The 26,923-nt window shown below is 52.3% G+C and carries 27 protein-coding genes; 6 read left to right on the forward strand and 21 right to left on the reverse strand.

The annotated features are described in order from the left end of the window. Positions 1–19: 19 nt before the first annotated feature. Positions 20–1,876, forward strand: coding sequence for a signal peptide peptidase SppA (gene sppA, locus LPB67_RS17540; RefSeq protein WP_262838595.1), 1,857 nt, complete (start codon positions 20–22; stop codon positions 1,874–1,876). 346 nt (positions 1,877–2,222) lie between these two features. After that, the gene (locus LPB67_RS17545) at positions 2,223–2,732 is read left to right on the forward strand and encodes a GAF domain-containing protein (RefSeq protein ID WP_262838596.1); all 510 of its coding nucleotides are present in this window, start codon (positions 2,223–2,225) and stop codon (positions 2,730–2,732) included. A 472-nt stretch (positions 2,733–3,204) separates the two neighbouring features. Here LPB67_RS17545 and LPB67_RS17550 read toward each other — a convergent pair whose 3' ends face one another. The 5 genes from LPB67_RS17550 to LPB67_RS17570 all read right to left on the reverse strand — a co-directional run bounded on the left by LPB67_RS17550 (position 3,205) and on the right by LPB67_RS17570 (position 8,717). Then, a complete protein-coding gene (locus tag LPB67_RS17550; protein ID WP_262838597.1) occupies positions 3,205–4,902 on the reverse strand; it encodes a long-chain-fatty-acid--CoA ligase in 1,698 nt (565 codons plus the stop codon). 150 nt (positions 4,903–5,052) lie between these two features. After that, a complete protein-coding gene (locus LPB67_RS17555) occupies positions 5,053–5,817 on the reverse strand; it encodes an SDR family oxidoreductase (RefSeq protein ID WP_262838598.1) in 765 nt (254 codons plus the stop codon). 105 nt (positions 5,818–5,922) lie between these two features. Then, entirely contained in the window at positions 5,923–7,152 is a 1,230-nt protein-coding gene (locus tag LPB67_RS17560) for an acyl-CoA dehydrogenase family protein (RefSeq protein WP_262838599.1), read from the reverse strand. Between the two features lie 46 nt (positions 7,153–7,198). Beyond that, positions 7,199–7,972: an SDR family oxidoreductase gene (locus tag LPB67_RS17565; RefSeq protein WP_262838600.1), complete on the reverse strand. Its 774-nt coding sequence runs from the start codon at positions 7,970–7,972 to the stop codon at positions 7,199–7,201. A 10-nt stretch (positions 7,973–7,982) separates the two neighbouring features. Beyond that, a complete protein-coding gene (locus LPB67_RS17570) occupies positions 7,983–8,717 on the reverse strand; it encodes a histidine phosphatase family protein (RefSeq protein WP_262838601.1) in 735 nt (244 codons plus the stop codon). Positions 8,718–8,810: 93 nt separating this feature from the next. Here LPB67_RS17570 and LPB67_RS17575 point away from each other — a divergent pair, with 93 nt between their 5' ends. Then, positions 8,811–9,722: a LysR family transcriptional regulator gene (locus LPB67_RS17575; RefSeq protein WP_262838602.1), complete on the forward strand. Its 912-nt coding sequence runs from the start codon at positions 8,811–8,813 to the stop codon at positions 9,720–9,722. A gap of 151 nt (positions 9,723–9,873) precedes the next feature. On the opposite strand, the gene LPB67_RS17580 is transcribed toward LPB67_RS17575, so the two are convergent. Both LPB67_RS17580 and LPB67_RS17585 read right to left on the reverse strand, forming a co-directional pair. Continuing rightward, entirely contained in the window at positions 9,874–10,572 is a 699-nt protein-coding gene (locus LPB67_RS17580; RefSeq protein WP_262838603.1) for a hypothetical protein, read from the reverse strand. A 468-nt stretch (positions 10,573–11,040) separates the two neighbouring features. Further along, positions 11,041–11,379: a DUF3579 domain-containing protein gene (locus LPB67_RS17585; RefSeq protein WP_262838605.1), complete on the reverse strand. Its 339-nt coding sequence runs from the start codon at positions 11,377–11,379 to the stop codon at positions 11,041–11,043. A 157-nt stretch (positions 11,380–11,536) separates the two neighbouring features. Here LPB67_RS17585 and LPB67_RS17590 point away from each other — a divergent pair, with 157 nt between their 5' ends. Beyond that, complete coding sequence (locus LPB67_RS17590) at positions 11,537–11,836, forward strand: hypothetical protein (RefSeq protein ID WP_262838606.1); 300 nt, start codon at positions 11,537–11,539, stop codon at positions 11,834–11,836. A gap of 42 nt (positions 11,837–11,878) precedes the next feature. Here LPB67_RS17590 and LPB67_RS17595 read toward each other — a convergent pair whose 3' ends face one another. From LPB67_RS17595 to rpsP, 6 genes are all read right to left on the reverse strand, one after another. After that, complete coding sequence (locus LPB67_RS17595) at positions 11,879–12,829, reverse strand: CobD/CbiB family protein (protein WP_262838608.1); 951 nt, start codon at positions 12,827–12,829, stop codon at positions 11,879–11,881. A 116-nt stretch (positions 12,830–12,945) separates the two neighbouring features. Then, positions 12,946–13,611, reverse strand: a complete 666-nt coding sequence (locus LPB67_RS17600) for a CoA pyrophosphatase (RefSeq protein ID WP_262838609.1) — start codon at positions 13,609–13,611, stop codon at positions 12,946–12,948. Positions 13,612–13,732: 121 nt separating this feature from the next. Further along, entirely contained in the window at positions 13,733–14,116 is a 384-nt protein-coding gene (rplS, locus tag LPB67_RS17605) for a 50S ribosomal protein L19 (protein WP_262838610.1), read from the reverse strand. Between the two features lie 116 nt (positions 14,117–14,232). Then, positions 14,233–14,982, reverse strand: coding sequence for a tRNA (guanosine(37)-N1)-methyltransferase TrmD (trmD, locus tag LPB67_RS17610; RefSeq protein WP_262838611.1), 750 nt, complete (start codon positions 14,980–14,982; stop codon positions 14,233–14,235). Positions 14,983–15,029: 47 nt separating this feature from the next. Beyond that, positions 15,030–15,584, reverse strand: a complete 555-nt coding sequence (rimM, locus tag LPB67_RS17615) for a ribosome maturation factor RimM (RefSeq protein WP_262838612.1) — start codon at positions 15,582–15,584, stop codon at positions 15,030–15,032. Between the two features lie 24 nt (positions 15,585–15,608). Continuing rightward, positions 15,609–15,860 carry a 30S ribosomal protein S16 gene (rpsP, locus tag LPB67_RS17620; protein WP_262838614.1) on the reverse strand — a complete coding sequence of 84 codons (252 nt, stop codon included), beginning with the start codon at positions 15,858–15,860 and terminating at the stop codon, positions 15,609–15,611. 197 nt (positions 15,861–16,057) lie between these two features. Here rpsP and LPB67_RS17625 point away from each other — a divergent pair, with 197 nt between their 5' ends. After that, positions 16,058–16,474, forward strand: a complete 417-nt coding sequence (locus tag LPB67_RS17625; protein ID WP_262838615.1) for an NINE protein — start codon at positions 16,058–16,060, stop codon at positions 16,472–16,474. 72 nt (positions 16,475–16,546) lie between these two features. On the opposite strand, the gene LPB67_RS17630 is transcribed toward LPB67_RS17625, so the two are convergent. The 8 genes from LPB67_RS17630 to ugpQ form a co-directional block, all read right to left on the reverse strand. Next, positions 16,547–18,337: an acyl-CoA dehydrogenase gene (locus LPB67_RS17630; RefSeq protein WP_262838616.1), complete on the reverse strand. Its 1,791-nt coding sequence runs from the start codon at positions 18,335–18,337 to the stop codon at positions 16,547–16,549. Positions 18,338–18,494: 157 nt separating this feature from the next. Beyond that, positions 18,495–19,424: an electron transfer flavoprotein subunit alpha/FixB family protein gene (locus LPB67_RS17635; protein WP_262838617.1), complete on the reverse strand. Its 930-nt coding sequence runs from the start codon at positions 19,422–19,424 to the stop codon at positions 18,495–18,497. Positions 19,425–19,489: 65 nt separating this feature from the next. Further along, positions 19,490–20,242: an electron transfer flavoprotein subunit beta/FixA family protein gene (locus LPB67_RS17640; RefSeq protein WP_262838618.1), complete on the reverse strand. Its 753-nt coding sequence runs from the start codon at positions 20,240–20,242 to the stop codon at positions 19,490–19,492. 310 nt (positions 20,243–20,552) lie between these two features. Further along, positions 20,553–20,780, reverse strand: a complete 228-nt coding sequence (locus tag LPB67_RS17645; protein WP_262838619.1) for a sulfurtransferase TusA family protein — start codon at positions 20,778–20,780, stop codon at positions 20,553–20,555. Between the two features lie 178 nt (positions 20,781–20,958). Beyond that, entirely contained in the window at positions 20,959–21,477 is a 519-nt protein-coding gene (locus LPB67_RS17650) for an NUDIX domain-containing protein (RefSeq protein WP_262838620.1), read from the reverse strand. After that, positions 21,477–21,995, reverse strand: a complete 519-nt coding sequence (locus tag LPB67_RS17655; RefSeq protein ID WP_262838621.1) for a GNAT family N-acetyltransferase — start codon at positions 21,993–21,995, stop codon at positions 21,477–21,479. Before LPB67_RS17655 ends, LPB67_RS17650 begins: the two co-directional genes overlap by 1 nt. Beyond that, positions 21,992–24,604 (reverse strand): alanine--tRNA ligase, encoded by a 2,613-nt coding sequence (gene alaS / locus LPB67_RS17660; RefSeq protein ID WP_262838622.1) that lies wholly within the window; start codon positions 24,602–24,604, stop codon positions 21,992–21,994. Before alaS ends, LPB67_RS17655 begins: the two co-directional genes overlap by 4 nt. A 228-nt stretch (positions 24,605–24,832) precedes the next feature. Next, positions 24,833–25,564 carry a glycerophosphodiester phosphodiesterase gene (gene ugpQ / locus LPB67_RS17665; protein WP_262838623.1) on the reverse strand — a complete coding sequence of 244 codons (732 nt, stop codon included), beginning with the start codon at positions 25,562–25,564 and terminating at the stop codon, positions 24,833–24,835. A 54-nt stretch (positions 25,565–25,618) separates the two neighbouring features. On the opposite strand from ugpQ, the gene LPB67_RS17670 reads away from it, so the two are divergent. Next, a complete protein-coding gene (locus LPB67_RS17670; protein WP_262838624.1) occupies positions 25,619–26,875 on the forward strand; it encodes a CaiB/BaiF CoA transferase family protein in 1,257 nt (418 codons plus the stop codon). Positions 26,876–26,923: the final 48 nt, after the last annotated feature.

Consider the following 26,923-nt stretch of genomic DNA (forward strand, 5'->3'; position numbering starts at 1 on the left):
TTACCTTTCAGGAGCGCCCATGTCTTTCTCACCTTTTCGCTGGATCAAAAACAGCATCGTTTTTGTCTGGAGGACGCTGGATTTCGGCCGTCGGCTGATTCTCAATCTGCTTCTGTTGGCGTTGTTGATCGCGATTGCGATCGGCATATTCAGCGGATCAGCCAAAAAGATCGACGACAAGACTGCCCTGCTGCTGGATCTGAAGGGGACGTTGGTTGAGCAGAATGCCGGCAACCTGCGCGACAATGTACTGGCGGAAGCGCAAGGCACCGCCAAGAAATCGACCCAACTGCGCGACATCCTGACCGTGCTTGATGCTGCGGGCAAAGACCCGAAGATCACCAGCGCCGTCTTGCTGCTCGACGAGATGCAAGGTGCAGGTTTGCCTATGCTGCGTGAAGTCGCCGCCGCGATTGAGCGCTTCAAAGCCAATGGCAAGACGGTCGTCGCCTGGGGTTCCAGCTACGATCAGCGCCAATACTATCTGGCGTCGCATGCAAATGAAGTCTATCTGCATCCTATGGGTAATATCATGCTGACCGGCTTTGGCCGCTATCGCAATTACTACCGCGATGCGCTCGACAAAATCGGCATCACCGTCAATCTGTTAAAGGTCGGCACCTATAAGAGTTTCGCCGAACCGTATATCGCCAACGAGCCATCGGCAGCGGCGACGGAAGCCGAAAGTTTCCTGTATAACGCGATGTGGGCAACCTATACCGGCGACGTAGAAAAAGCCCGCAAACTGCCTGCTGGCAGCATCATGCAAGGGATCAATCAATTGCCGGAACTGCTGCAGGCAACCAACGGCGACGTTGCCAAGATGGCGCTGAATATCAAGCTGGTCGATGGCCTGAAAACCCGCGATGAATTGCGTCAACTGATGATAGGCAAAGGTGTCAAGGACGATCAGAGCAAGAGCTTCAAGCAAGTCGGTTTTGACGATTATCTGGCGCGCCAGATTCCAAAATTCCTGGGCGATGCCGTTGGCGTGGTGGTGGCATCGGGTGAAATCAGCGAGGGTATGGCACCAGCCGGTTCTATCGGTGGCTTGTCCACCGCGAACCTGATCCGCAAGGCGCGGGAAGACGAGCAGATCAAAGCGATTGTCCTGCGCGTCGATTCGCCTGGCGGCAGCGCCTTTGGCTCTGAACTGATCCGTCGAGAACTGGAACTCACCCGCAATGCAGGCAAACCCGTGGTCGTTTCTATGGGCAATGTCGCGGCGTCCGGCGGCTACTGGATCTCGATGTCGGCAGATGAAGTGATTGCCGATGCAACTACCGTGACGGGCTCGATTGGCGTGTTTGCGATCTTGCCGACGGCTGAAAAAGCGCTTGATAAAATCGGCGTCCATACCGGCGGCACTACCACGACCTGGCTGGGCGACGGCTTCAATCCGCTGCGTCCACTGAACCCGAAATTCGGCGAAGTCATCCAGGCCAGCATCAATCATATTTACGATGACTTCACGACCAAGGCGGCCAAGGCGCGCAAGACCACGCCGGACAAAATCGATGCGGTTGCCCAAGGTCGCGTCTGGACCGGTCAACAAGCCAAAGAGCGCGGCCTGATCGATACCGTAGGCAGTTACGGCGATGCGATCAAATCGGCAGCCGCCCGCGCCAAACTCGGCAAGGATTTCCGCATCAGCTATATCGAACGTGAACCATCCAAATTCGATCGCATCTTCAACATGTTCGGCGCATCGTTCGCGCAGGTATTGAGCGACCAGTTCAAAGTCGCCCTGGTACCGACTGGCCTGCCGCCGGCAGCGGCAACGCAGATCGCCCAAGAACTCAGCTGGTTAGGCGATCTGAACAAGGAAGGTAAAGGCTATGCCGTGATGACGCATTGCCTGTGCAGTGTTCCATGAGGATGGTTTGTTAAATGAAAGAAAAAAGCGAGCCGCGCGGTTCGCTTTTTTTATTCAAAGAGACTGACGCAAAACCGCGAATCCCGTTCGCCGCAAAAACGCAGGGAGCACCAACAAATTCCTCTCACTCTGCGTTTAAGCGGATTTTCCTTAGAACTACGGCAAATGCGCAATTGCTGCTGTAGCGCCAGCACGCAAATCGCGATGGTATTATTCCTTCGAGTGCCGCATGCCACTTGCGTTTCAACGAAGCGATAGCGGTCTAATGGAAAATCCGGGTTTAAACATGCTGGCGAACACAACGATATAATGCCCAGTCTTAACATCCATGATTTACAGATCGCTTATGTTCACTCCTCCCGCTGCCAGCACACAACCCGATTACGCCCTGCTCACTCGTCAAGTCGCCAGTATTCTCGAAGGCGAAACCGATCTGACTGCGAATGCCGCGCAATTCTCTGCGCTGGTGTATGACACGATTGCCGATCTGAATTGGGCTGGCTTTTATCTGGTGAAACCTGCCAGAGCCGGCACCGATGGCGCTCAGCAAGAATTATTAGTCGGTCCGTTTCAGGGCAAAGTCGCTTGCGCGCGCATTCCATTCAGTAAAGGTGTGTGCGGCGCTTCTGCGACCCAACGCCGTACTATCCTGGTACCTGACGTGCATGCGTTTCCGGGCCACATCGCCTGCGACTCGGCATCGAATGCCGAAATCGTGATTCCTGTGATAAAAGATGGCGAGCTTTTTGGGGTATTTGATATCGATAGTCCGAGCCTGAATCGATTCAATGAAACAGACCAGACCGGTCTGGAAGCGATGGTAGCGGCCTTTGTCGCTGCGACGGATTTTAAATAAACAGCACGGCGATCTGTCTGCGCTGACGTCCAGAATATACCCGCCGCTGAGCAAATTGGATTTACGAAACGACAAGCCGCCTACCACAATTCAGATTGAAACCGCATGCTGGATGCGGCTTCCAGAGACATTTCGCGCCAACAGGCGCACCCAGCTTGCGGGTTCATTTGAGGGAACTTCTAAAACCCCATACTCGAGCGCATCGCGTCGTTACAAAACCTCGCCATACTGACGTATCGCTGGGTTTTGCGCATAGCGCTGCATCTTGATTAAAGAGTTTTTAGAAATTCCCTTTCATATCAACGCGCCATAGAGCCAGTTCCTCTTGCTTTTCTCTGTGCCTCGGTGTCTCGGTGGTGAGGGGTTTTGATTTTTGTGTAAGTCATGGCAAAAATAAACGTCCTGAATTTGTCATCCCATCTTATACCAAAATCTATTAGTGCTTTTTTACGCTTAATCCCCTTAGCCTAGATCAGGCACGGCTCTTTCTCGCCTCTTCCTCATACAATTCTTTTTTGGATAATTTACCGACCGGCGTTTTCGGCAAATCGGCGCGAATCTCCATGGCCTGCAGCATCTCATGCTTGCCCAGTTTGTCTTTCAAGAACTCTTTTAACTCTTCCAGGCTAAAGCCTGCGGCGCCGGCCTTGAGTTTGATAAAAGCTTTCGGCGACTGACCGCGATAGGCATCGGGGATACCGATCACGCTGACTTCGGCCACCGCTGGATGCTCATATATCGCCTCTTCGATATTGCGCGGATAGACGTTGTAGCCGCCGCATAGAATCATGTCCTTGGTACGATCGACGATGTAGACAAAGCCTTCGGCGTCCATGTAACCGACATCGCCGGTGCGGAAAAATCCATCGGCAGTGAAGGATTCCGCATTGGCTTCCGGCTTGTTCCAATAGCCTTTCATGATATTCGCTCCTGCCACGCAGATTTCTCCGCGCTCACCGAACGCGACGTATTTGCGGGCGTCGTCAACGCTGGCAAATTTGAAGCGAATCCCCGGCGTCGGCAATCCGCACGATCCCGGCTTGCGCGGACTCTTGATGGAGGTGAAGGTGCCGGTCGGCGAGGTCTCGGTCATGCCCCAGCCTTCCAGCAAAGTACAGCCGGTGATGCTCTGGAATTGTTGCAGCACTTCGGCGGGCAGCGGCGCTCCGCCGGAATTACAGAATTTCAGCGAGCTCAGATCGTGATTTTTGATGTCGGGATAATGGATGATCGCGGTGTACATGGTCGGCACGCCCGGGAACACCGTGATCTTCTTCGCCGATAAATCCTTTACTACCGCATCGACATCAAAGCGCGTATGCAAAACGATCTCGGCTCCAAGCCGTATGCCGAACAGCATATCCACCGTCAGCGCATAGATGTGGAACAAAGGCAGCACCGCCAGCAAGCGTTCTGCACCCTCGGTCAATACCGGCGGATCGACATTCAGGGTCTCCATGATCTGACTGACTGCCGTCGTCAAATTGCCATGCGTGAGCATGGCGCCTTTTGGCAAGCCGGTAGTGCCGCCGGTATATTGCAATACTGCGACCGTCTCTTTGGGATCGGTCGCGGCGATCGCCGTGAACTGACCGTCGTTCGCCAATAACCGGGCGAATGGCAGGTGCAATTCATCTGCTGGAATAGCGCATAATTGCTGGGCTTTTTCGAGATTGGCACGCACCGCATCGGGGTACGGCGACATCTCGGCGATGTTGCCGATGATGAGTTTTTTCAGGCGCGTATGCCCGAGCAGCTTCGCCATCTGCGGGTACAGCATCACCATATCCAGCGTGACCAGCATATCGGTTTCGCTATCGGCGATTTTATGTTCGAGAACTTTTTCGGCGTCGAGTGGCGAGTAGTTGACGACGGTGCCGCCGGCTTTCAGGATCGCAAAAAAACTGATCACATAATGCGGCGTGTTCGGCAAAAACAAACCGACATGCACGCCGGGTTTGACGCCGATTTGCTGAAATCCCTTGGTCGCCTGATTGACCAAGGCATGCAATTCGCGATAGCTGGTTTTCTTGCCCATGAATTCCAGCGCGATGTGGTCCGGCCATTTGGCGCAGGCTTCATCAAGCAATTGCGGCACCGGCATGATGGGCAGCTCCGCATCCCAACGTACGCCGGCAGGGTAAGATTGTATCCAGGGGAAATCACTCATCTTGTCTCTCTCACTCGGTTGGAAATCCAATGAACTGTGGCTAGCGAATTACCATACTCCCACATGTATTTTTTAAGAACGCAATCAAACAATGCGGAATATGCCGATTTTTAAGCATACTCCCCATAAAACCTCATATACCCAGAAAGCCTATATCGCAGTTAAACCGCCATCGACCGCCAGCTGATGTCCCGTCACAAACGATGATAAATCAGAACACAGCCACAGTGCGGCATTCGCGATTTCTTCGGCTTCGCCGATGCGCCCGATAGGATGAATGCTCTTGATGGTTTTTTCGCGGCGCGGCTCGCGCTCCAGCGCATGTGTCAGCATCGGCGTGCGGATCACGCCGGGGCAGACCGAATTGACGCGGATACCGGCACGACCATATTCGGCGGCAGCCGTTTTTGTCAGTCCCACCACCGCGTGTTTGCTCGCCGCATAAATGGGCTGCAAAGGCGCGCCGATCAGACCGGCAACCGATGCCGTATTCACGATATTGCCAGCGCCTTGTTTCAGCATCTGGGCAATCTCATATTTCATGCACAGCCAGACGCCTTTGACATTCACGTTCATGATTTTGTCGAAGGTCGCCTCATCCGATCCCGCCAGCGGCAAATGCTCGATCTCTATGCCGGCGTTATTGAAGGCGCAATCGAGCCGCCCATATGCATCGACGATCCCAGCGATCAATGCCTCGACCTCGGCGGCTTTGGCGATATCGGTCTTCACAAAACGCACCGTGCCGCCGGCTTGCGCGATCATCGCCTGTGTCTCTTCCGCACCGGCTACGTCAATGTCGGCAATCGTCAGGCGTGCGCCAGCCTTGGCAAATGCCAGTGCGGCGGCGCGCCCGATACCGCTGGCGGCACCCGTGACTAGTACGGATTTTTCTTTGAACGTCATGTCTGTCATTTGGCAGTCCTTATCGAATTAATGTGTGCCATCTATTATGCGAAAATTCCCAGCCGCCTTCAACACGATGTTGAAAGCGGCTGGGGTTAAGATTGCGCGCTGTTGCTAGTGTGCGCTGGCCTTATGCTTTTTCAATTCCATCTTGCCGATCTGATTGCGATGCACTTCATCCGGACCGTCGGCCAGACGCAAGGTACGTGCCTGCGCATACGCATAGGCAACGCCGAAATCGTTTGAGACGCCGCCGCCGCCGTGCGCCTGAATCGCCCAGTCGATCACGGTGCAGGCCATATTCGGTGCGGCAACTTTGATCATCGCGATTTCTTTGGCGGCGGCTTTATTGCCCACCGTGTCCATCATCTGCGCAGCGTTCAAGACCAGGAAGCGCGCCTGATCAATCAGGATGCGGCTGTTCGCGATGCGCTCCAGCGTGACGCCCTGCTCTGCCACTGGCTTGCCGAAAGCGACGCGTTGCAATGAGCGTTTGCACATATCTTCCAATGCGCGCTCGGCCAGGCCGATTAGGCGCATGCAATGATGGATACGGCCAGGGCCAAGACGACCCTGGGCGATTTCAAAACCGCGTCCTTCGCCGAGCAAGATATTCGATACCGGTACCCTGACATTGTCAAATAAGACCTCGCCATGACCGTGCGGCGCATCGTCATAACCGAAGACCGGCAAGGCGCGCAGAATCGTGACGCCCTTGGTATCACGCGGTACGATGATCATCGATTGCTGCTTGTGGCGGTCGGCATTATCCGGATCGCTCTTGCCCATGAAGATGAATACCTTGCAGCGCGGATCATTGGCGCCGGACGACCACCATTTGCGACCGTTGATGACATACTCATCACCGTCGCGTACGATCGATGCTTCGATATTGGTGGCATCCGAGGAGGCAACCGCAGGCTCCGTCATCGCGAAGCAAGAACGGATTTCGCCGTTCAGCAAAGGCTTCAGCCATTTCTCCTGATGCTCGGGCGTGCCGTAACGCGCAAAAACTTCCATGTTGCCGGTGTCCGGCGCCGCGCAGTTGAAGACTTCTGCGGACCACACGGAGCGCCCCATGATTTCGCACAGCGGCGCATATTCGAGATTGCTCAGGCCGGCACCGTGGCGCGATTCGGGCAAGAATAAATTCCACAAATCCGCTTCCCGCGCCTTGACTTTAAGCTGCTCCACAATCCTGGTCGGAATCCAGGGATTGCCGGCTTTGCGATTGGCTTCGATCTCGCCATAGAAGGTCGCTTCGTTCGGATAAATATGCTGATCCATGAAAGCGATTAAACGCGCTTGCAGGGCTTTGACTTTGGGGCTGTATTGAAAATCCATGTTGAATCCTGGGTAAAAAATTCGAGGGTGTTTGGAGGAATTTAAATTAACTGAGCAGATAGCCGCCATCGACATTGATGCAGGCGCCGGTGGTGTAGCTGGCTGCTGCTGAAGCCAGATACAGGACGGTACCGGCCATTTCGCTTGGCTCGGCAATCCGTTTCATCGGGATGCGGTTCAGGGCTTTTTCCAGAATCGCCGGATTGTGAAAGAGCGCGGAAGCGAACTTGGTATCGGTCGCTCCGGGCAGCAAGGCGTTCACGCGCACACCCATGGATGCGCATTCGAGCGCGAAGGATTTGGTCATCGCGATCACCGCGGCTTTGGTGATCGAATAGATGCCTTGCATCGCGCCGGGGATTACGCCGTTCACGGAGGCGACATTGATGATGCTGCCGCCGCCATTTTTCGCCATCAATTTCACGCCTGCGGAAGACATGAAGAAGTAACCGCGGATATTCACATCGACGGTTTTTTGAAAAGCCCCGAGATCGGTCTCCGTGATATGGCCGAAGTGCGGATTGGTTGCGGCATTGTTGACCAGAATGTCGAGGCGTCCGTGCGTCGCGGCGATGTCGGCAAACAAGGCATCGATCTGCGCCATCTCGCCGATGTGGCAAGCGCGCGCTTCAGCTTTACCGCCAGCGGCTTTGATCGCTGCGACTACGGCTTCGCAGGCTTCTGCCTTACGGCTGGAAACGATCACGGTGGCACCGTGCGCTGCCAGGGTCTTTGCCACTTCTTCACCGATGCCGCGACTGGCACCGGTGACCAGTGCGACTTTGCCGCTCAAGTCAAATACATCAAACGAATTCGTCATGCGCCAACTCCTATACGTAGGTAATGTGTTTGGGAAGATTCAGTTGCTCAAGATGAGAAAAATTATTCAGGTAGGCCAGCGCCAGCCTGGCGGACTTGCCATCAGCGGGCGGCTGCAGGTGAAAGCGGGTGACGGCGCTGTTTACCAGCGACCAGTTCAATTCCGAGAACTTGGCATCGGGGAAGCCCAGCACATGCTGGCACAACGCCGAGATCGTGCCGCCTGAGGTGAAGATCACGATATTTTTTGCCGCTTCCGGATGCTGGATCTGACGCTCCAGGGCAGCCACACAGCGCTGGCGAAATGCCTGCCAGGTTTCTGAATATTCATGGTCGAACTGCCCGGACATCCAGCGCGTAATCGCCTGCGCAAAAATGGCTTGAAACGCTTGCTTGCCATTCGGCGTAGTCAGCAAGAACCGTTTTACTTCAGCCGGATCGTCAAAGACAGGCACATGCCTGGCCAGCACTTCATGATGATTGTATTCATTGAAGTCCGGATCGCATTGCCAGTCGGCGACATTGAGCTTATCCTCTTCGACGCCCTGTAGCGTCGCGATTGCCGCGCGAGCGGTTTGCACATGGCGCTGCAATTTGCCTGTGACTACCCGCGACACGATCAGATCGCGTGCCGCCCACCAGCGTCCCAGATGCTGCGCCTGCTCGACGCCCAATTCAGATAGTTGATCATAATTCTGATTGCCGAAGGAAGCCTGCCCATGCCTTACCAGATAAATTTGCGCCATTGCAACTGCCCTTAGATGTACAGAATGAATTCAGTGTAGTGCTCAGGATATAATTGATCAAATGAATAGTTATTATCAAGTTAAATCAATTTCATGCATATATCAAAAGTCGATCTGAATCTGTTCACGGTGTTCGAGGCGATCTATACCGAAGGCAGCGTGACCCGTGCCAGCCAAAAACTTTTTCTGACGCAACCAGCAATCAGCCATGCGTTGAATCGTCTGCGCGTGATCTTTGAGGACCCCCTGTTCATACGGCAAGGACATGCGATGGTGTCAACACCGCTGGCGCGCAGCATCATAGAACCGGTGCGGCAAGCGCTACGCGGCCTGGAAGTCACCTTGGCAGATGCCGGCAAATTCGACCCGACTCTGGCGAATAAGCAATTCAACCTGGCCTTGCGAGATGTATTGGAATCAACGGTGTTGCCGCCTTTACTCAAAAGCATGACTGAACAGGCACCACGGATCAGTCTTGCCGCCATTCAGGTCGAGCGGCGTGAACTGGTCAGCGAACTCGCTGCAGGAAGTATCGATCTGGCGATTGATATGCTGCTGCCGCTACCGAATGACATCCGCAGGCAACAAATCGTGCAGGACACCACCGTCGTAGTCGCCCGCAAAGCGCATCCAGCGATCAAAAAAGGCCGACTGGATCTGGACACTTATCTGCAAGCAGAACATGTGCTCGCCAGCTCAAGGCGCAAAGGCATGGGTTTGGAAGATTTTGAATTGAGCCGCCTCGGCCTGCAAAGACGCATACGGCTGCGTTGCCAGCATTATTTTGCGGCCTGCCGCGTGATCAGCCAGACTGATTTGTTGCTGACAATGCCGGAGCGCTATGCACGCATTGCAAACGAGCAGTTCGGCAATCAGATTCTGCCTTTTCCCTTGCCGATGCCATCCTGGGATGTGTATTTATACTGGCATCAAAATGTCGAGCATGATCCCGCCAATCGCTGGCTGCGTGAGCTGTTGATTCAATCTGTGTCGGGAAAGTATTAACAAACTTTTTCTGCTTTAGCCATAGATTGCCTTCATAAAGCAAAAGCATCAAAAGCTGATGCCGACACACCACAAAGTACAAACGGTAGATCGGTACCCGCTATGGTGACGTAGCACATAACAAATTTATGAAAATCTCACGACTCTGGAATTAAAATCCGGATGCGGTTTTAAACAGATTCCCTGCTGGTGCAGTCACGACAGAATTCGTCGTATCAAAGTAAATCAAAATACCCCTGACGCCATTGTCATACGCCATCCAGGTGTTAAGCGCGTATGTAGCGGTGCGCTTGGTTGAACCTGGTAAATAAGTGCACCCAAGCGTCTGGTTAACTTGTGCCATTGTCATACCAACGGTAATACGATTGTATTTGTCGAGATTAATGTTCGCTGAGGTGCATGTCGCAGATATAGTGCCAGGCTGTTGTGGCGTAAAACCAAAGCGCACCAGCGGCATTACTGTGCCATTGGGCAATTGCAAAGTAGCGGTGGTGGTGCTGGTGAAGTTAATCACCACCGAACCAACTGCATCATTTGTCACCACAGCGCTTTTATATTGACCATTTAAGGTCTGACCACTGCTATATGATATCCATTTCCCCTGATACAAAATGTCAGAAGTCATGGGCGCTGGACCCGAGACGTACCAGACTGGTGCACCGGTGTTGTCATACATAAAACCTGCCATAAACATGGACCCGTTTTGCACTTCAATCGCAAAACCGCGGCCACCTTCAGCCGGGTTCCACCACCATCCATTTTCTGGTGGAGTGGCGCCAGCAAATCCTGCACTCAGTAACAAAGTAGCCGAAATGACTATTTTTAAAGTTTTTATTACGCGATTTAGCATATATCTCCAATCATAAAACGACCTTATGAAATCCTTGCCAAAGCTAAATAATACGGGCATGAAGTTGCCAATATCCAGTTGCAAGAAACCCGCACATTTTATCTAGTTATATTTTTATACATAGAAAATAGATTGTAACTATTAATTACAATAGAAACAATATTACCAATATCAATTGTATAAAAATTACTAAAAAAATATGCCTCTTGCAACAAAATCCTTTGGGCAAACTAGCAGCAACTGAAGCGACAGCATTGCATTCATACTTGCAAGCATGATGAGAGGATACGAGGGTAATGTCACACTATCGACTGGGAAAGTGTGAGGATCGGAAAGTCAGTTACTTCTTGGCAAATTGATGTGAATACGCGGCTATCCACCAACACGATGTAATGGCAAGAAAAAATAAGTGAGGAAATCAGGCCGGTTGTGCATTCTCGTTATAGGAAAATGCATGGAGATTAGAACTTACTTGTTGGCTTTCGGCTCATCTGGTAATAAGCAGGCATCGATGATCTGTAAATCATTATCTTTGGCAAAATTCACCACAAAATGATATGCAAGTGGCTCGATATCTCGGATAGCTTCGTTCACCACGACAGAACGTACCCCGTTTAAAAGAATCGGGCGCACATAGCGCGAGTATTGAAGATGTGAATGTCGCCCGCCGTCTGGACTAAAACAGGACATCGCACCGCACAGGCGCTCAGCCCAGTCGCTGGGGCGAAACTGTTTTCCATCGCTGGTAATTCCCTGGATGAAAAATTCGCGTATCGGTGTTGAACTGTTTTTAATGGAATCGGCCATGTGATCGGCTTGCTCTGAACCTAAGAAGACAACCTGGCATCCATTGTAGGTCGGTAAACCTTGCGCCAAGCTTTCAAATAACCTCAGTATTATATCTTATAGAAGACTTGATTCAAAAGCGGATCACAGATAAAACCGTTTTGATGCAGGAAGAGCAATGCTACCCACTTACTATAGAGTATTTGAGGGCTTAGTAAAGGGCATCGATAAGGAAATCACAGACTCGCGAATCAGCGTTCAACATGCGAGTTGGGCGGAATTGCGGTGGCAACCAGCGCCACAAGTCTTCGTACAGCAAAAACCCAAACCTCTGCCAAAGAAGCGCGGAGACACAAAGAAAAGGCAAGAGAGGAACTACTTCATGGCGTTTCGACATTCAAATGAACCCGCAAGCCGGGTGCGCCTGTTGGCGCTGAAAGCCGCTGAAAACCGCATCCAGCCTGCGGTTTCAATCTGAATCGCAGTAAGCAGACTGTCGTTTTGCGTAAGTCTTAATTTCTTACAGCCACACAGCAAAAGACAGGAGAAGCAGTAGCAGCATCCACAGCAACAATGCACGCCAGACCAAGCCGACCGCGCTTTGCAATGAGCGGGGAGATGCTTCCGCACCAGGCTGGCTTTCGATATCCAGGCTATCGACATCCACCGCACTCGCCTCGGCATTGAGCACCATGGCTTTTGTTTCAGGTTCGCCCAGACGTACGCCGATTGCACCGCCGCCTGCTGACAAAATAATTCCTACCAGCTCATCAGACCAGCGATCTGCGTAGTTACGCCATGAGTAAACGGCATCCTCGAAATTACCGACAACAGCAAACGCAATTGCGGTCAGATGGGCGGGTATCCAGTCGATCCAGTAAAAAATTTTCGTCGCATATTGCCCGAACTCTTCATTTTTCATGTGTTCCGGTTCATTCCAGGCGCGTGACAGATATTCGGCAACCCGATACATCACGGCACAGGCTGGACCGACCGGCATCAGGAACCAGAAAAACACACCGAATACATTGCGATGAGTCGCGATCAGGGAACGCTCGACTGCGATTCTGGAAATCTCGGATATATCCAGACCCGAGGTATCAAGATGCGTCCACTCAGCCAGATGCGCTCTGGCGGCAGCCTCATCGCCCGAACTCAGGGCGAGCTGGATAGAGGTAAAGTAATGGCTATAGCGGCGGAACCCCAGGGTCAGGTAAACGATCAGGACATTCCATGCGAGTGCCGCAAACGGATTAATCCGCAGGCATAGCCAGTAGATCAAGGCCGTGGGTATAGTCAATGCGCTCACCAGTATCCACCAGCCGAGACGGCCATGCTGAGCTTGACCGGCATTGCACCAGGACTCTATTTTTTCTGCCAAATTTTGTACCTGCAGGTAAATCGGATTATCGACCCGTAAAGGTTTCAACTGTTCGATTAAGAGCGCACAAAGTATGGAAATGAATGTCATGGTGGGATAAGTTTAAATCGTTTCCAGCTTGAAATGAATTTATGAATGCGGCAAGTGTAAACTGATTTACCCGGTTTATGAAGTCCAGAATAAGGGCCGGGCAAACGACCGCTGCATCATGCCCTCAAAAAATGAAATAGATTACGTAACATACCGGCAGTGGCGCCCCAGATAAAATGCTGCTGATACGGCATGGCATAAAACGTTCTCTGTCCTTTTCCGTCGGGCAAATTGATCACCCGGCGCTGATGATGCTGGCCGTTCATTAAAAATGACAAAGGCACTTCGAATAAAGAGGCGACCTCAAACGGATCTATTTTCAGATCAAACGGCGGCTGCACCAATGACACTACTGGCGTGACCTGATAACCGGTACTCGTCTTATATTCAGGCAACACGCCCAGAATATCCACGTGCCGCCGGTGCAAACCGACTTCCTCTTCCGTTTCGCGCAAGGCCGTCTCAATGGCGGTGCCGTCGCTATCCTCGAAGCGCCCGCCGGGAAAGCTGACCTGTCCGGCATGATCATTCAAATGCACCGCACGGTGTGTCAGCAGCAGCGTCAGGCCGGCCTCCCGCATCACGAGCGGCATCAACACCGAGGCGGGTTTAAATGTCTCGATCGTCGCTAGCAAATGTTCGTCGGTAGTTTCTGGCGTCCAGAGACCTGGCTGTGCAAAACGTTGTTTCAACCAGGCAGCAGACAAATGCGACTCCGGTATGGCATCCTCACCCGCAATCGATTGGATAGGCAATTCTTCAGGATTAAACTTTAATTTCACAACAACTTCCTTTGATCAAACCACTGCCCGATTTTTGCTACATAACTGCAATCTATTCGAATGCTAAATGCAAAAAAGGGACGCCGAAGCATCCCTTTCTTTGCACGCATGACAGGCAATATTACTCTGCTTTTGCAGTTGCTGTCTTGCGGGTAGGCAATTTCTCTTTAATACGAGCAGATTTACCTGAACGCTCACGCAAGTAGTACAACTTAGCGCGACGTACATCGCCGCGACGCTTAACTTCGATCGAAGCGATCAGCGGAGAATACAATTGGAATGTACGCTCAACGCCTTCACCGGATGAAATTTTACGAACGATGAAGTTGGAATTCAAGCCACGGTTACGACGGGAGATGACAACACCTTCGTAAGCCTGGGCACGTTTGCGTGTGCCTTCAACTACGTTGACGTTAACAACGACTGTATCGCCAGGAGCGAATACAGGGATATTTTTGCCGAGGCGCGCAATTTCTTCTGCCTCTAATTTCTGGATCAGATCCATTTTTTACTCCTGATACCATCTTGCTGACGCTGTGACTGCTATGCTCAGTAGAGGATGGGGTTAAACAAGCAGGTCTAAGACCCACACTTAATGCCAGATCCGAGGAAATGGCGGCACTACAAACTACTCAAAAACTTTTCATCGGCCTTGCTTAACAAGCCTGCTTCACGCGCTTGCGCGATCAGATCAGGGCGTTTGTGCATACTGGCTTCTAAAGATTTTTCACGACGCCATTTTTCAATGTCAGCGTGATTTCCTCCCATTAAAACGGCAGGAACTGGAATTTCTTCGAATACGTCCGGCCTTGTGTAATGCGGACAATCCAGCAAACCGTTGACGAAACTATCTTGCACTGCAGAGTCACCGTCATGCAACACCCCTGGCAGTTGCCTGATGACTGAATCCATCAAAGCCATTGCGGGAATTTCTCCGCCAGACAACACGAAGTCGCCTAGGCTGATTTCTTCATCCACGTACTGATCGAGCAGACGTTGATCAACCGCTTCATAACGACCGCAAAGCAAAACAATGCCTGACAGCTGCGACAATTCCATTACCCGCTGATGCGTCAAAGGACGCCCCTGCGGCGATAAATAAATCACTCTCGGCACGAAGCCATTATCAAGCTGCGTTTGACGCTGTTTTGCCGCATCGATTGCTGATTGCAAGGGCTTTGCCAGCATCACCATGCCGGGGCCGCCGCCGTAAGGCCGATCATCCACAGTGCGGTGCTTATCCGTCGTGAAATCACGAGGATTCCACAAAGAGATGGCGCACTTGCCTTGTTCGAATGCCCGCCGAGTTACACCAGACTGCGTCAGCGCAGCAAACATTTCGGGAAACAGTGTGATGACATCAAACTGCATATCGCATGCCTTTCGATCTCAGCAAACCATTTCTCATTGCTTTACGCCTAATAATCCAAGCCCCAGTCGACAACGATTCTGGCACTCTTCAGATCAACTTCTTTGACAAAGCTGTCTACGAAAGGAATCAAACGTTCATGCTTAGCCAAATCAGCTTCCGGAACATCTGCCGCTGCCACCCGCAAAATCGGATGGGCGCCATTGTCCATTAAATCCCTGACCTGCCCCAAGCTTTCGCCTTGCAAATTGTGTACCGACGAGCCGATCAAATCCACCCAGTAAAACTCCCCATCCGGTAAGGCGGGGAAATGACTGCGCGGAATCTTGACTATCGTACCTTTAAGTGCCTCTGCTGCATTTCTGTCAGCCACACCGACCAGTCTTGCAACAACATCCTCGCCGTGAATCTTCGACTCCATGCGATCGACGTCATGCAATTCAGGCCATAATTTTGCATTCTCCAACCACCAGCTTTTGGCGTTGAGCAACGCGTCGGCATCATTAGAGTAAGGATGCACTCTCACCCAACCATGAATGCCATATGCTCCCGAGACGTAGCCCACCAGGACTAAATCTTCAGGAACAGGCACTCCAACTGACATCACTTACTGACAATCACGCAGCGATTACGCTGCAGCTTTGCCAGATTGCGCTACCAGACGAGCAACAGCTGGTGACAATTGTGCACCTACGCCTTGCCAGTAAGCCAGACGGTCTGCTGCAACACGTACTGTCTCAGCATTACCATTTGCGATCGGGTTGTAAAAACCGATACGCTCGATGAAACGGCCATCACGACGATTGCGTGAATCTGTTGCAACGATATTGTAGAAAGGGCGCTTTTTTGCGCCACCACGAGCTAAACGAATAACGACCATAATATTTCCAAAAAATGTCTAAACGCGGAAAAAGCCGCAAATTATAGCCTGCTTCTAGCCAAAACCGCAAGCACTATCCAAGATTCAGTCGTGTTTTACCGACGATACTTAGGCATCGCCTCGGCTTATTACCGATGAATAAGCCTGCAAGGAACATCGTCTTACTCTAGAATCACGCATTACTTTGCAGAATAACTATGAAAACAACACACAAAAACAAAACCCTTGCCACACTGCTTGCCGCGACACTGGGCAGTGCAGGCCTGCATCGCTTCTACTTAACAGGAAAACAAGACATTTGGGGCTGGCTGCATTTCTCGACACTGCCGCTATCCTGGCTCTTGGGCCATTTTTTTTTCGGACTACCCTTGCTGGTTACGGCAGGTCCATTCATCTTGTCATTCTTGATTGCCATGCTGGAAGCATTAGTTCTCGGCCTCACCGCAGATGAAAAATGGGATCTTAAATACAATGCACAATCCGGACAGGCTAGCGAATCATCCTGGCCATTGGCGCTGATTTTGGTGCTGAGCCTTGGCGTTGGCGCCTTCGCTCTCATTGCTACGATTGCACGCGCTTTCGATCTGCTGTACACCGGCGGCTCGTTTGGCTGATTGGCAATACCAAAGCAATACCCGATAAAAAAGCGGCTTCAGCCGCTTTTTTATCGATCGCGCTTACTGTTGTCAGAACTGATCTTCCGTCAAAGCCATTACCCCGGCACTGCCGGCTACGATAGAGGCACGCAAACCCGGCGCTGCTGAAAGCAGGTGATCGGCGAAGAAGCGCGCAGTGGCAATTTTCGCTTTATAAAAACCAAGATCGCCCTCGCCGGCCTGCAGCTTTTGCTGGGAAATCAAGGCAGCGCGCGCCATTTGCCAACCGCCAAGTACGATACCGGCCAGTTTCAGATAAGGAACGCTGCCTGAAAACACGGCTTTGATATCCGATTTAAAGTTGGCAGCAACAAAAGCAACCACCTCTTCCATCGCATCTGCACCCGCCACCAACTGACGCTGAATCGCCTGCAAATCCTCAGATTGAACTACCGCCAATTCAGATGCAGTTTGACGAACCTGCGCAATCAAAGCCCTGGCTGTAGCGCCGCCGTCGCGGGCAGTTTTTCGACCAACCAGATCATTCGCCTGAATTGCGGTAGTGCCTTCATAAATCGTCAAGATCCTGGCATCACGATAGTGCTGGGCTGCGCCTGTTTCCTCAATGAATCCCATGCCGCCATGTACTTGAACACCGGTTGAGGCAACATCCAGAGACATCTCGGTAGACCATCCTTTAACGATAGGCACCAGATATTCGTAGCAAGCCTGATTGGTTTTCCGCACAGCCTCATCGGCATGATGATGGGCTGCATCGCTGGCAGCCGCAGCGACGTAGGCCAGGGCGCGCGCGCCTTCCGTCTGCGCCCGCATCGACATCAGCATGCGGCGTACGTCAGGATGATGGATGATGCTTACAGGACCGGCGGAGCCGGATAAATCGCGCGATTGGACGCGGTCTTTGGCGTAGCTCACGGCTTTTTGATAGGCACGCTCGGCGATGCCGATACCTTGCATGCCGACACCGAAACGGGCGGCGTTCATCATGATGAACATGTATTCGAGGCCGCGATTTTCTTCGCCAACCAAAGTGCCGATAGCGCCGCCGTGATCGCCGAATTGCAGCACTGCGGTCGGACTGGCCTTGATACCCAGCTTGTGCTCAATCGACACGCAGTATGCATCATTGCGCGCACCCAAGGATCCATCCGCATTCACCAGGAATTTAGGGACGATGAATAGCGAAATACCTTTCACTCCTTCAGGTGCATCTGGCGTACGCGCCAGCACCAGGTGAACGATATTTTCGGCCATGTCATGTTCACCATAGGTGATGAAGATTTTCGTGCCAAAAACTTTATAAGTACCATCGCCTTGCGGGACTGCACGTGAACGCACCATTGCCAGATCAGAACCGGCTTGCGGCTCGGTCAAATTCATGGTGCCAGTCCATTTTCCGGCAATCAGGTTTTCGAGATAGATCGCTTTCTGCTCATCGCTACCGGCGGTCAGCAACGCCTCAATTGCACCGTCCGTCAGCAGTGGACACAAGGCAAAAGAAACGCTCGCAGAGTTCAGCATTTCAATACACGGGGTCGCCACCAGCTTTGGCAAACCCTGGCCGCCGAAGGCAGCCGGATGCTGCACGCCCTGCCAGCCAGCCTCACCAAACATCTTAAAAGCTTCTTTAAAGCCTTTGGTAGTAAAAACCTCGCCCTCTTTCCAATAGCTTGGCGCCTGATCTCCCGGCCAATTTAAAGGAGCAACCACTTCACCGGTAAACTTTGCATTTTCTTCCAGTACCGCTTCGACCGTTTCTGGTGTCGCATCTTCGCAACCTGGCAAGGCGTTCACTTCAGCAAGACCCGCCAATTCGTTCATCACGAACAGCATATCTTTTAATGGCGCTACGTAGCTCATATTTACTCCATGAAAAAGGACAGGATGGGCAGGATCTGTCAGAACCAGAGCAATGGCCCTGTCAGCTTCACGACTAACCTGCTTACCCTGCCCTGTTCTGTCCTGTTGATATTCCAAGACTGCACACGGCAAACCCGGTTTGCCGTGATCGCATTGATTAGCCTAACTCTGCAACCAGTTGCGGAACGATTTCAAACAGATCGCCAACGATGCCATAGTCCGCCACGGAGAAAATGGGTGCTTCCGGATCCTTGTTAATTGCCACGATGGTTTTTGAATCCTTCATACCGGCCAAATGCTGGATCGCACCGGAAATACCGACCGCGATATACAACTGCGGTGCAACGATCTTGCCGGTCTGGCCGACTTGCCAGTCATTCGGCACAAAGCCGGCATCCACCGCGGCACGGGACGCGCCCATCGCGGCGCCGAGGCGATCGGCCAGCGGCTCCAGTACCTTAAATGCGTCGCCAGAACCCATACCGCGACCACCGGAAACGATGACTTTAGCCGCTGTCAATTCTGGGCGATCCGACTTGGCAACTTCACGCGAGATGAAGGCAGACTTACCGGAATCGGCAACTGCTGGAATACTCTCTACCACCGCAGAACCACCCGTAGCAGCCGCATCAAAACCGGTACTGCGCACCGTGATCACCTTGACGGCGTCGCTGGATTGCACCGTGGCGATGGCGTTACCGGCGTAAATCGGACGCTCAAACGTATCCGGCGCATCCACTTTGGTAATTTCAGAAATTTGCGATACGTCGAGCTTGGCAGCGACGCGTGGCAAGATGTTTTTACCGTAGGCTGTCGCAGGCGCCAGGATGTGGCTGTAAGCGGAAGCGATTGCCAGTGCCTGCTCAGCAAGGTTTTCAGCCAGTCCATCGGCAAAATGCGCCGCATCGGCGTGCAATACCTTAGTGACTCCTGCGATCTGGGCGGCCGCTTGCGCAGCCGCTGCTGCGTTATGTCCGGCGACCAGGATATGCACGTCACCACCGCATTGAATAGCGGCGGTGACAGTGTTCAAGGTGCTCCCTTTCAAGGAAGCATTGTCGTGTTCAGCGATGACGAGTGTAGTCATGATGTTTTCCACATAGATTGAACCAGATCATCTGGCCCAAAGATTATTCTTAAGGATGAATGAAATTAGCTGATGACCTTGGCTTCGTTCCTCAGCTTAGCAACCAGGGTCGCTACGTCAGGTACTTTGATGCCAGCGGAACGTTTAGCCGGTTCAACCACTTTCAACGTCTTTACGCGTGATGTCACGTCAACGCCCAGGTCCGCCGGTTTAAGGTTATCTAATTGTTTTTTCTTCGCCTTCATGATGTTGGGCAAAGTAACGTAGCGCGGCTCGTTCAAACGCAAATCGGTCGTTATAATCGCAGGCAAAGTCAGGGACAAGGTTTCCAGACCGCCATCGACTTCGCGCGTCACGGTGGCTTTGCCGTCAGCGACCACGACTTTGGAGGCGAATGTCGCTTGCGGCCAACCCAGCAAGGCAGCCAGCATCTGACCGGTCTGATTGCAGTCGTCATCAATCGCCTGCTTGCCCAGGATGATCAATTGCGGTTGCTCTTTATCTGCCAGGGCTTTCAGCAATTTAGCTACGGCCAGCGGCTGCAATTCGGCGTCGCTTTCCACCAGGATACCGCGGTCTGCACCGATCGCCATCGCCGTGCGCAAAGTCTCCTGACATTGTGCGACACCGCAAGAAACTGCGATCACTTCAGTCACTACGCCCGCTTCTTTCAAGCGCATGGCCTCTTCTACGGCGATTTCGTCGAAAGGATTCATCGACATTTTGACGTTGGCGATATCCACGCCAGTGCCATCGGATTTGACGCGTACTTTGACGTTGTAGTCGACTACACGTTTGACTGGTACCAGGACTTTCATAGTTCTGCCTTTACTGAGCTAATTTTTGAACAGAGATGGTGAAACGGATTAATTCTGACGAAACGGATGTTGCAAGTGCAGCAAATTGACGTATACGTAAACTTCATCAATTATAAGACTAAAATGCTCCAGATCGCACAATTTAGCACGATCGTTCTTTTCAATCCAGAAACACAGTAGAGCAGAACCCCTAAACAAGCTGCATGCAAAGACATAGAATCGAATTTCCATAAAAAAAGCTCACGGCAAGTGAGCTTTTTTATGCATTTCAAGGGTCAGCAGATTCACGCTGACAGATTGTTGACGCGCTTTATTTGCGCTTAATAAAATATTCGTACTCTTTGCTATGCTCCAGATGGGACAGCAATTCATTCCCGGTTTGCTTGGAGAAGGCTTTGAAGTCTCTGACTGAGCCTGGATCTGTGGCAATCACATGCAATACTTCACCGGTGATCATATCTGCCAATGCTTTTTTGGTCTTTAAAATTGGAAGCGGACAATTCAGTCCACGTGCATCCAGTTCTTTATTGTATTGCATGATTTTTTCCAGTAGCGGGAATAAACAATTGGTACAGCAAAATACGTACTAAAACATCTGCACCAATTCTACCGGAAATTTAATCAAGATGGTGCAACGCAACAAGCAGATCTCATATTCCACATTTGTTGACAATTGTTTGCACAATTTTAGTGAATATCTGTTGTTGATTGATCACTCAGCCGCTTGCCCAATCGGCAAATACAGGCTCCAATCCTTGGGACCGCATCCAGTCCGCCATCGCGTAACCAGTTCCGGCACGCCATGGGCGTAGTTTTTCAGGACTGATCAAGCGATACTCCAGCAGCTCGGGGGACAATTGAATATTGCCAGAGGCTTTGACATGGTAGGCGAGGATGACTTCATTCTTTTTAATGAATTCATATACGCCGATTAAACTCACCTGGTCCGCATCGAGATTGGTTTCTTCTTTCAGTTCGCGGGCGATGCCTTGTTCCGGCGTCTCGCCGCGCTCCATAAAACCGGTGATCAGCGCAAAAGTTTTTTCTGGCCAGGCAGCGTTACGAGCCAGCAGAATTTGGCCCTCGACTTCGACCAGAGCGGCCAGTACCGGAAGCGGATTATCCCAGTGCGTCCAATGTCCTTCGGGACATGCCAAACGGAATTTTGAAGCTTCCTGCTCATCAGCGCGATGCGTCAGCGATGCCGCGCATACGGGACAAAATTTTATTTCCATTAGCGACCAGTGCGGGGAATTTGTGGCTGCTTGGGATGAAAACGCGCCATCGAATAAGCGTCAACGAAGACGCCATTGCGCAAGGAATGCGCATGCATTGTGCCTTCGATCTCAAAACCGAATTTATTATACAAATGAACTGCCGCGGCATTATCGGAATAGACAATCAACTCGATGCGCAGCACATTGAGCCAGTTGTCTGCCAGACTCAACAATTCAGCCAGCAAGGCGGTGCCGACGCCGCGCCCTGTGAATGAATCTGCGACCGCCATGCCAAGACTGGCAACATGACGGCGACGTAATTTTTTCTCGACATGCAGACCTGCCGTACCTACCACCACACCGTCGTACACCGCGATTAAAAAGGTGTCGTCAGGATTCAATTGCGTTAATCGCTGCTGCCACATTTCCACGGTCGGGTGCGGTAACTGCAAAGTATTTGAAAAAGCATTGGTACTTGCATACACCCTTTGGATCTGCGCAGCATCTGCTGGTTCGGCACGGCGTATAAAAATCATAGGCGTTCTCTAATCCAGTTAGGTACATCAGCCAGCGCCTTCACCAAGCCGCTGGCATCGGTGCCGCCGGCCTGAGCAATATCAGGGCGACCGCCGCCTTTACCGCCAACCTGTTGCGCGACGAAATTAACCAGTTCTCCCGCCTTGAGTTTAGCGGTTGAATCCTCGGTCACGCCAGCGACTAAACTGACCTTGCCATCATTCACGGCGGCTAAAACGATTGCTGCCGTTTTCATTTTGTCTTTCAGCTTGATCAGGGTTTCGCGTAACGCTGTCGCGTCCGCTCCTTCCATCACTGCCGCCAAGACTTTGACGCCATTGACATCGACCACCTGTTCCAGCAAGGCGTCACCCTGATTCGCGGCTAGCTTGGATTTCAATGCCGTTAACTCTTTTTCAACAGATTTAACGTGATCTTGCCATTGCGCTATGCGTTGTGTCAATTTTTCTGGTTGCGTTTTTAACGCTGCAGCGATGTCATTCAGGCGCTGATTCAAGGTTTGCACCAGGTCCAGAGCCACTTCGCCGGTGACAGCCTCTACACGGCGAATCCCGGCAGCCACGCCACCCTCGGACACAATCTTGAATAACCCGATGTCGCCGGTGCGCGACACATGGGTGCCGCCGCACAATTCACGCGAGGTGCCGATGTCCAATACGCGCACTTCATCGCCATATTTTTCACCGAACAGCGCCATCGCGCCATGCTTGATGGCATCGTCATACGACATCACTTGCGCTTGCGCAGCAACGTTGGACAGGATTTCGCGATTGACAATCGTTTCAACCTGCAGGATTTCTGCATCGGTCATCGGCGCATTGTGGCTGAAGTCGAAACGGGTTTTTTCCGCGTCAACCAAAGAGCCTTTTTGCGACACATGCGCACCCAGCACTTCACGCAAAGCTTTGTGCATCAAATGCGTGGCCGAATGATTGCGGACAGTTTGCGTGCGTACTGCGGTTGCCACCTGCGCCTGCAAGCTCTGTCCGACTTCTAATGAGCCCGCGGTCAGCGTGCCGTGATGGCCGAATACATCGGCCTGGATTTTTTGCGTATCAACCACCTCAAACAGTGCGCCGGCGCTGGATTTCAAGACACCGGAGTCACCGCACTGGCCGCCGGATTCCGCATAGAACGGCGTCACATCCAGCACCACGATACCCGCTTGCCCGGCTTGCAATTTGGAGACGGCGCTGCCGTCAACGTACAAGGCGATGACTTTACTATCGTGGCTCAGCTGTTCGTAGCCGACAAACCTAGTTTTGTCGCCGCTGTACTCGATTGCCGCAGCCATTTTGAATTTGCCGGCGGCACGTGCGGTTTGCTTCTGATGCGCCATGGCGGCATCGAAGCCAGCCTCGTCCAAGACGACATTGCGCTCGCGGCAAATATCGGCCGTCAGATCCAATGGGAAACCATAGGTGTCGTACAAAGTGAAAGCGGTCGCGCCATCCAGATTTTTGCTGTCTTTGGCAAGCGCTGCTTCCAAAATTTTCATGCCGTGTTCCAGCGTTTCGCCAAAACGCTCTTCTTCCTGCTTCAAGACTTGTGCAACGCGCTCGCCAGCCTCGGCCAATTCAGGATAAGCCACGCCCATTTCTTTCACGAGATCGGCGACCAGCTTGTAGAAGAATGGTTGCGGTTGGCCCAGCTTGTGCCCGTGACGCAGCGCACGGCGGGTGATGCGTCGCAAGACATAGCCGCGACCTTCATTGCCAGGGATGATGCCGTCCACGATCAAGAAGCTTGCGCAACGGATGTGGTCTGCAATCACTTTTAAGGAATTGTGATTCAGATCAGTACATCCGGTTTCACGCGCAGCCGCCTTGATCAGGTGTTGGAAGATGTCGATCTCGTAGTTCGAATGCACATGCTGTAACACCGCCGCAATACGTTCCAGACCCATGCCGGTATCGACGCAAGGTTTCGGCAAAGGATGCAAGACGCCTTGTTCATCCTTGTTGAATTGCATGAACACCAGATTCCAGATTTCGATAAAACGATCGCCGTTTTCATCCGGCGACCCTGGCGGACCGCCCCAGATGTCCGGGCCGTGATCATAAAAAATTTCGGAACAAGGACCGCAAGGGCCGGTGTCCGCCATTTGCCAGAAATTATCCGATGCATAGCGCGCGCCTTTGTTGTCGCCAATGCGGATGATGCGTTCGGCCGGTACGCCGATGTCGTTTTTCCAGATAGCGTAGGCTTCGTCGTCCTCCTGATAAACCGTGACCGTCAGCTTGTCTTTCGGCAGACCGTAGACCACTGTCAACAATTCCCAGGCATAGTGAATCGCATCTTTTTTGAAGTAATCGCCGAAAGAGAAGTTGCCCAGCATTTCAAAGAAAGTGTGGTGACGCGCCGTGTAGCCGACGTTTTCCAGATCGTTATGTTTGCCGCCGGCGCGCACGCTGCGTTGCGCTGTGGTCGCGCGGGTGTAATTGCGTTTATCCTGGCCGAGGAACACATCTTTGAATTGCACCATGCCGGAGTTAGTGAACAACAAGGTAGGGTCGTTACCGGGAATCAGGCTGGACGAACGGACTCGTGTATGGCCTTTGGATTCGAAAAAGCTGAGGAATTTATCGCGGATTTCAGACGAGTTCATAGTAATTTTTAGGGCAGATTGATGCGGTTTTAAGGGTTAGCTCTTGATTATACGTGATAACTTCGCGCATTTTCTCGTCAAAACTCATTTCGACAAAGCTAGGACCGTGGATAAAACAAAACCCGCCCGGCAGTGGATGGCTACGGTAAAACGCTGTGCTTAATCTGCGGCGCACTTGCACTGGCTTTACAGTAACGCTGTCAGCCGCGCTGGAAGCCGCAACAGGCCCTAGGCAATAAAGTCATGCGTAATCAAATCTATCCTGTCTGTACAAAACGCATCCACACCCCACTCAACTATCTCACGCGCACGCGCAGGCGTATTCACGGTATAGCAAAACACGCCATAGCCCGCGTCCTTGACTTGCCCGGTCAGATCCGCATTTAAATAATGGTGATTGGTATGCAAAGCGATTGCCGACAAGGCTTGCAAACGCTGCAGCCAATCGCTCTCGAGCTGATCGGTCAAAAATCCGCGGGCAATTTCGGGGGCGCATTCTTTAGCGCGCATCAAGGCATCGAAAGAAAAGGACGACAATAAAACCTGTTCGCCCGCGTTGATTTGCCGGGTCATCAGCGCAACGGCCCGACCTGTCGCGTCTTCAAAACCCGGGACCGGCTTGATTTCAACATTCATCCAGATGCCATGCTTAAGACAAAACTCCAGCACTTGCTGATAGCTGGGAACCGGCTCTCCGGCAAAGTCTTTGGAAAACCAGCTACCGGCGTCCATCCGCATCAAGTCCTGCGCCATCGTGCCGGCAACATTGCCTTCGCCAGCCACGGTTCTGCCAAATAAAGGATCATGCATCAGCACAGGGATTCCATCCTTTGATAACATGACATCGAATTCAACCGCGCGGAAGCCATGACTGAGGCCGCACTGCAGCGCAGCCATGGTATTTTCCGGCGCCAAAGTACCGCCGCCCCGGTGAGCGATTACTTTAGGATAAGGCCACATAATTGATATCCATGCTGAGCTTCCAATTCACATAAGTAGAAAACCTAAGGATATATGCAGACCACAGAAAAAAACAAGACCGCACTGGGTCACATCCGCGTGCTCGATCTGACACGCGTACTGGCAGGCCCCTGGTGCGCGCAGAATCTGGCAGACCTTGGTGCCGAAGTGATCAAAGTCGAGAAACCCGGATCAGGCGACGACACCCGCACCTGGGGGCCGCCTTATCTGCGCGATGAAGACGGCAACAACACCACAGAAGCCGCTTACTATCTCGCCGCCAATCGCGGCAAGCAAGCCATCACCGTCGATATTGCGACGGCGCAAGGACAACAGATCATTCGCGAGCTGGCTCTGCAATCGGATGTCGTGCTGGAAAATTACAAAGTCGGCCAGCTTAAAAAATATGGCCTTGATTACGACAACCTGAAGTTACTCAAACCCGATCTGGTGTATTGCTCGATCACCGGTTTTGGTCAAACCGGGCCCTACTCCCATCGCGCCGGTTACGACTTTATCGTGCAAGGCATGGGCGGCTTTATGTCGCTCACCGGCGAGCGCGACGACCTGCCCGGCGGCGGCCCGCAAAAAGCCGGGGTGGCGATTGCCGACCTGATGACAGGCATGTATTCGACCATCGCTGTCATGGCTGCCTTGACGCATCGCGACCGTACCGGCGAAGGTCAATACATCGACATGGCGCTGCTCGATGTGCAAGTGGCGATGCTCGCCAATATGAATACGAATTATCTGGCCAGCGGCAATGCGCCGCAACGCTGGGGCAATGCGCATCCGAACATCGTGCCTTACCAGACCTTTGCCACCTCTGACGGCCACATCATCGTCGCGGCGGGCAACGACGGGCAATACCGCAAATTCGTCCAGGCCGGCGACCGCCAGGATCTGGCCGATGACAGCCGCTTTATCAGCAATCCTTTACGAGTACGGAATCGTGAGGCGCTGGTTCCGCTGCTGGCCGCAATGGTGCAACAAAAAACCAAACAAGAATGGATAGACGCTTTAGAAACAGCAGGCGTACCGTGCGGCCCGATTAATTCCCTCGATGAAGTATTCGAGAATCCGCAAGTCATTGCCCGCCATATGCAAATGGATTTACCACATCCGAGCGCAGGCAAGGTCAAGCTCGTCGGCAGCCCGATGAAGATGTCAGCGACGCCGGCAGTCTACCCGCTTGCGCCGCCCTTATTGGGGCAGCATACCGATCAGGTCTTGCATGATCTGCTGCATTATGACGACGACAAGATTGCGCAGCTAAGACAAAGCGGCGTCATCGGCGCGAAGCCAGTGTGACGAATTAACGATTATTTACTTTGTCGTGCCAACCAAGGTCAACAGTAA

The sequence above is a fragment of the Undibacterium sp. Jales W-56 genome, from assembly GCF_025548535.1.
Lineage (GTDB): Bacteria > Pseudomonadota > Gammaproteobacteria > Burkholderiales > Burkholderiaceae_D > Undibacterium.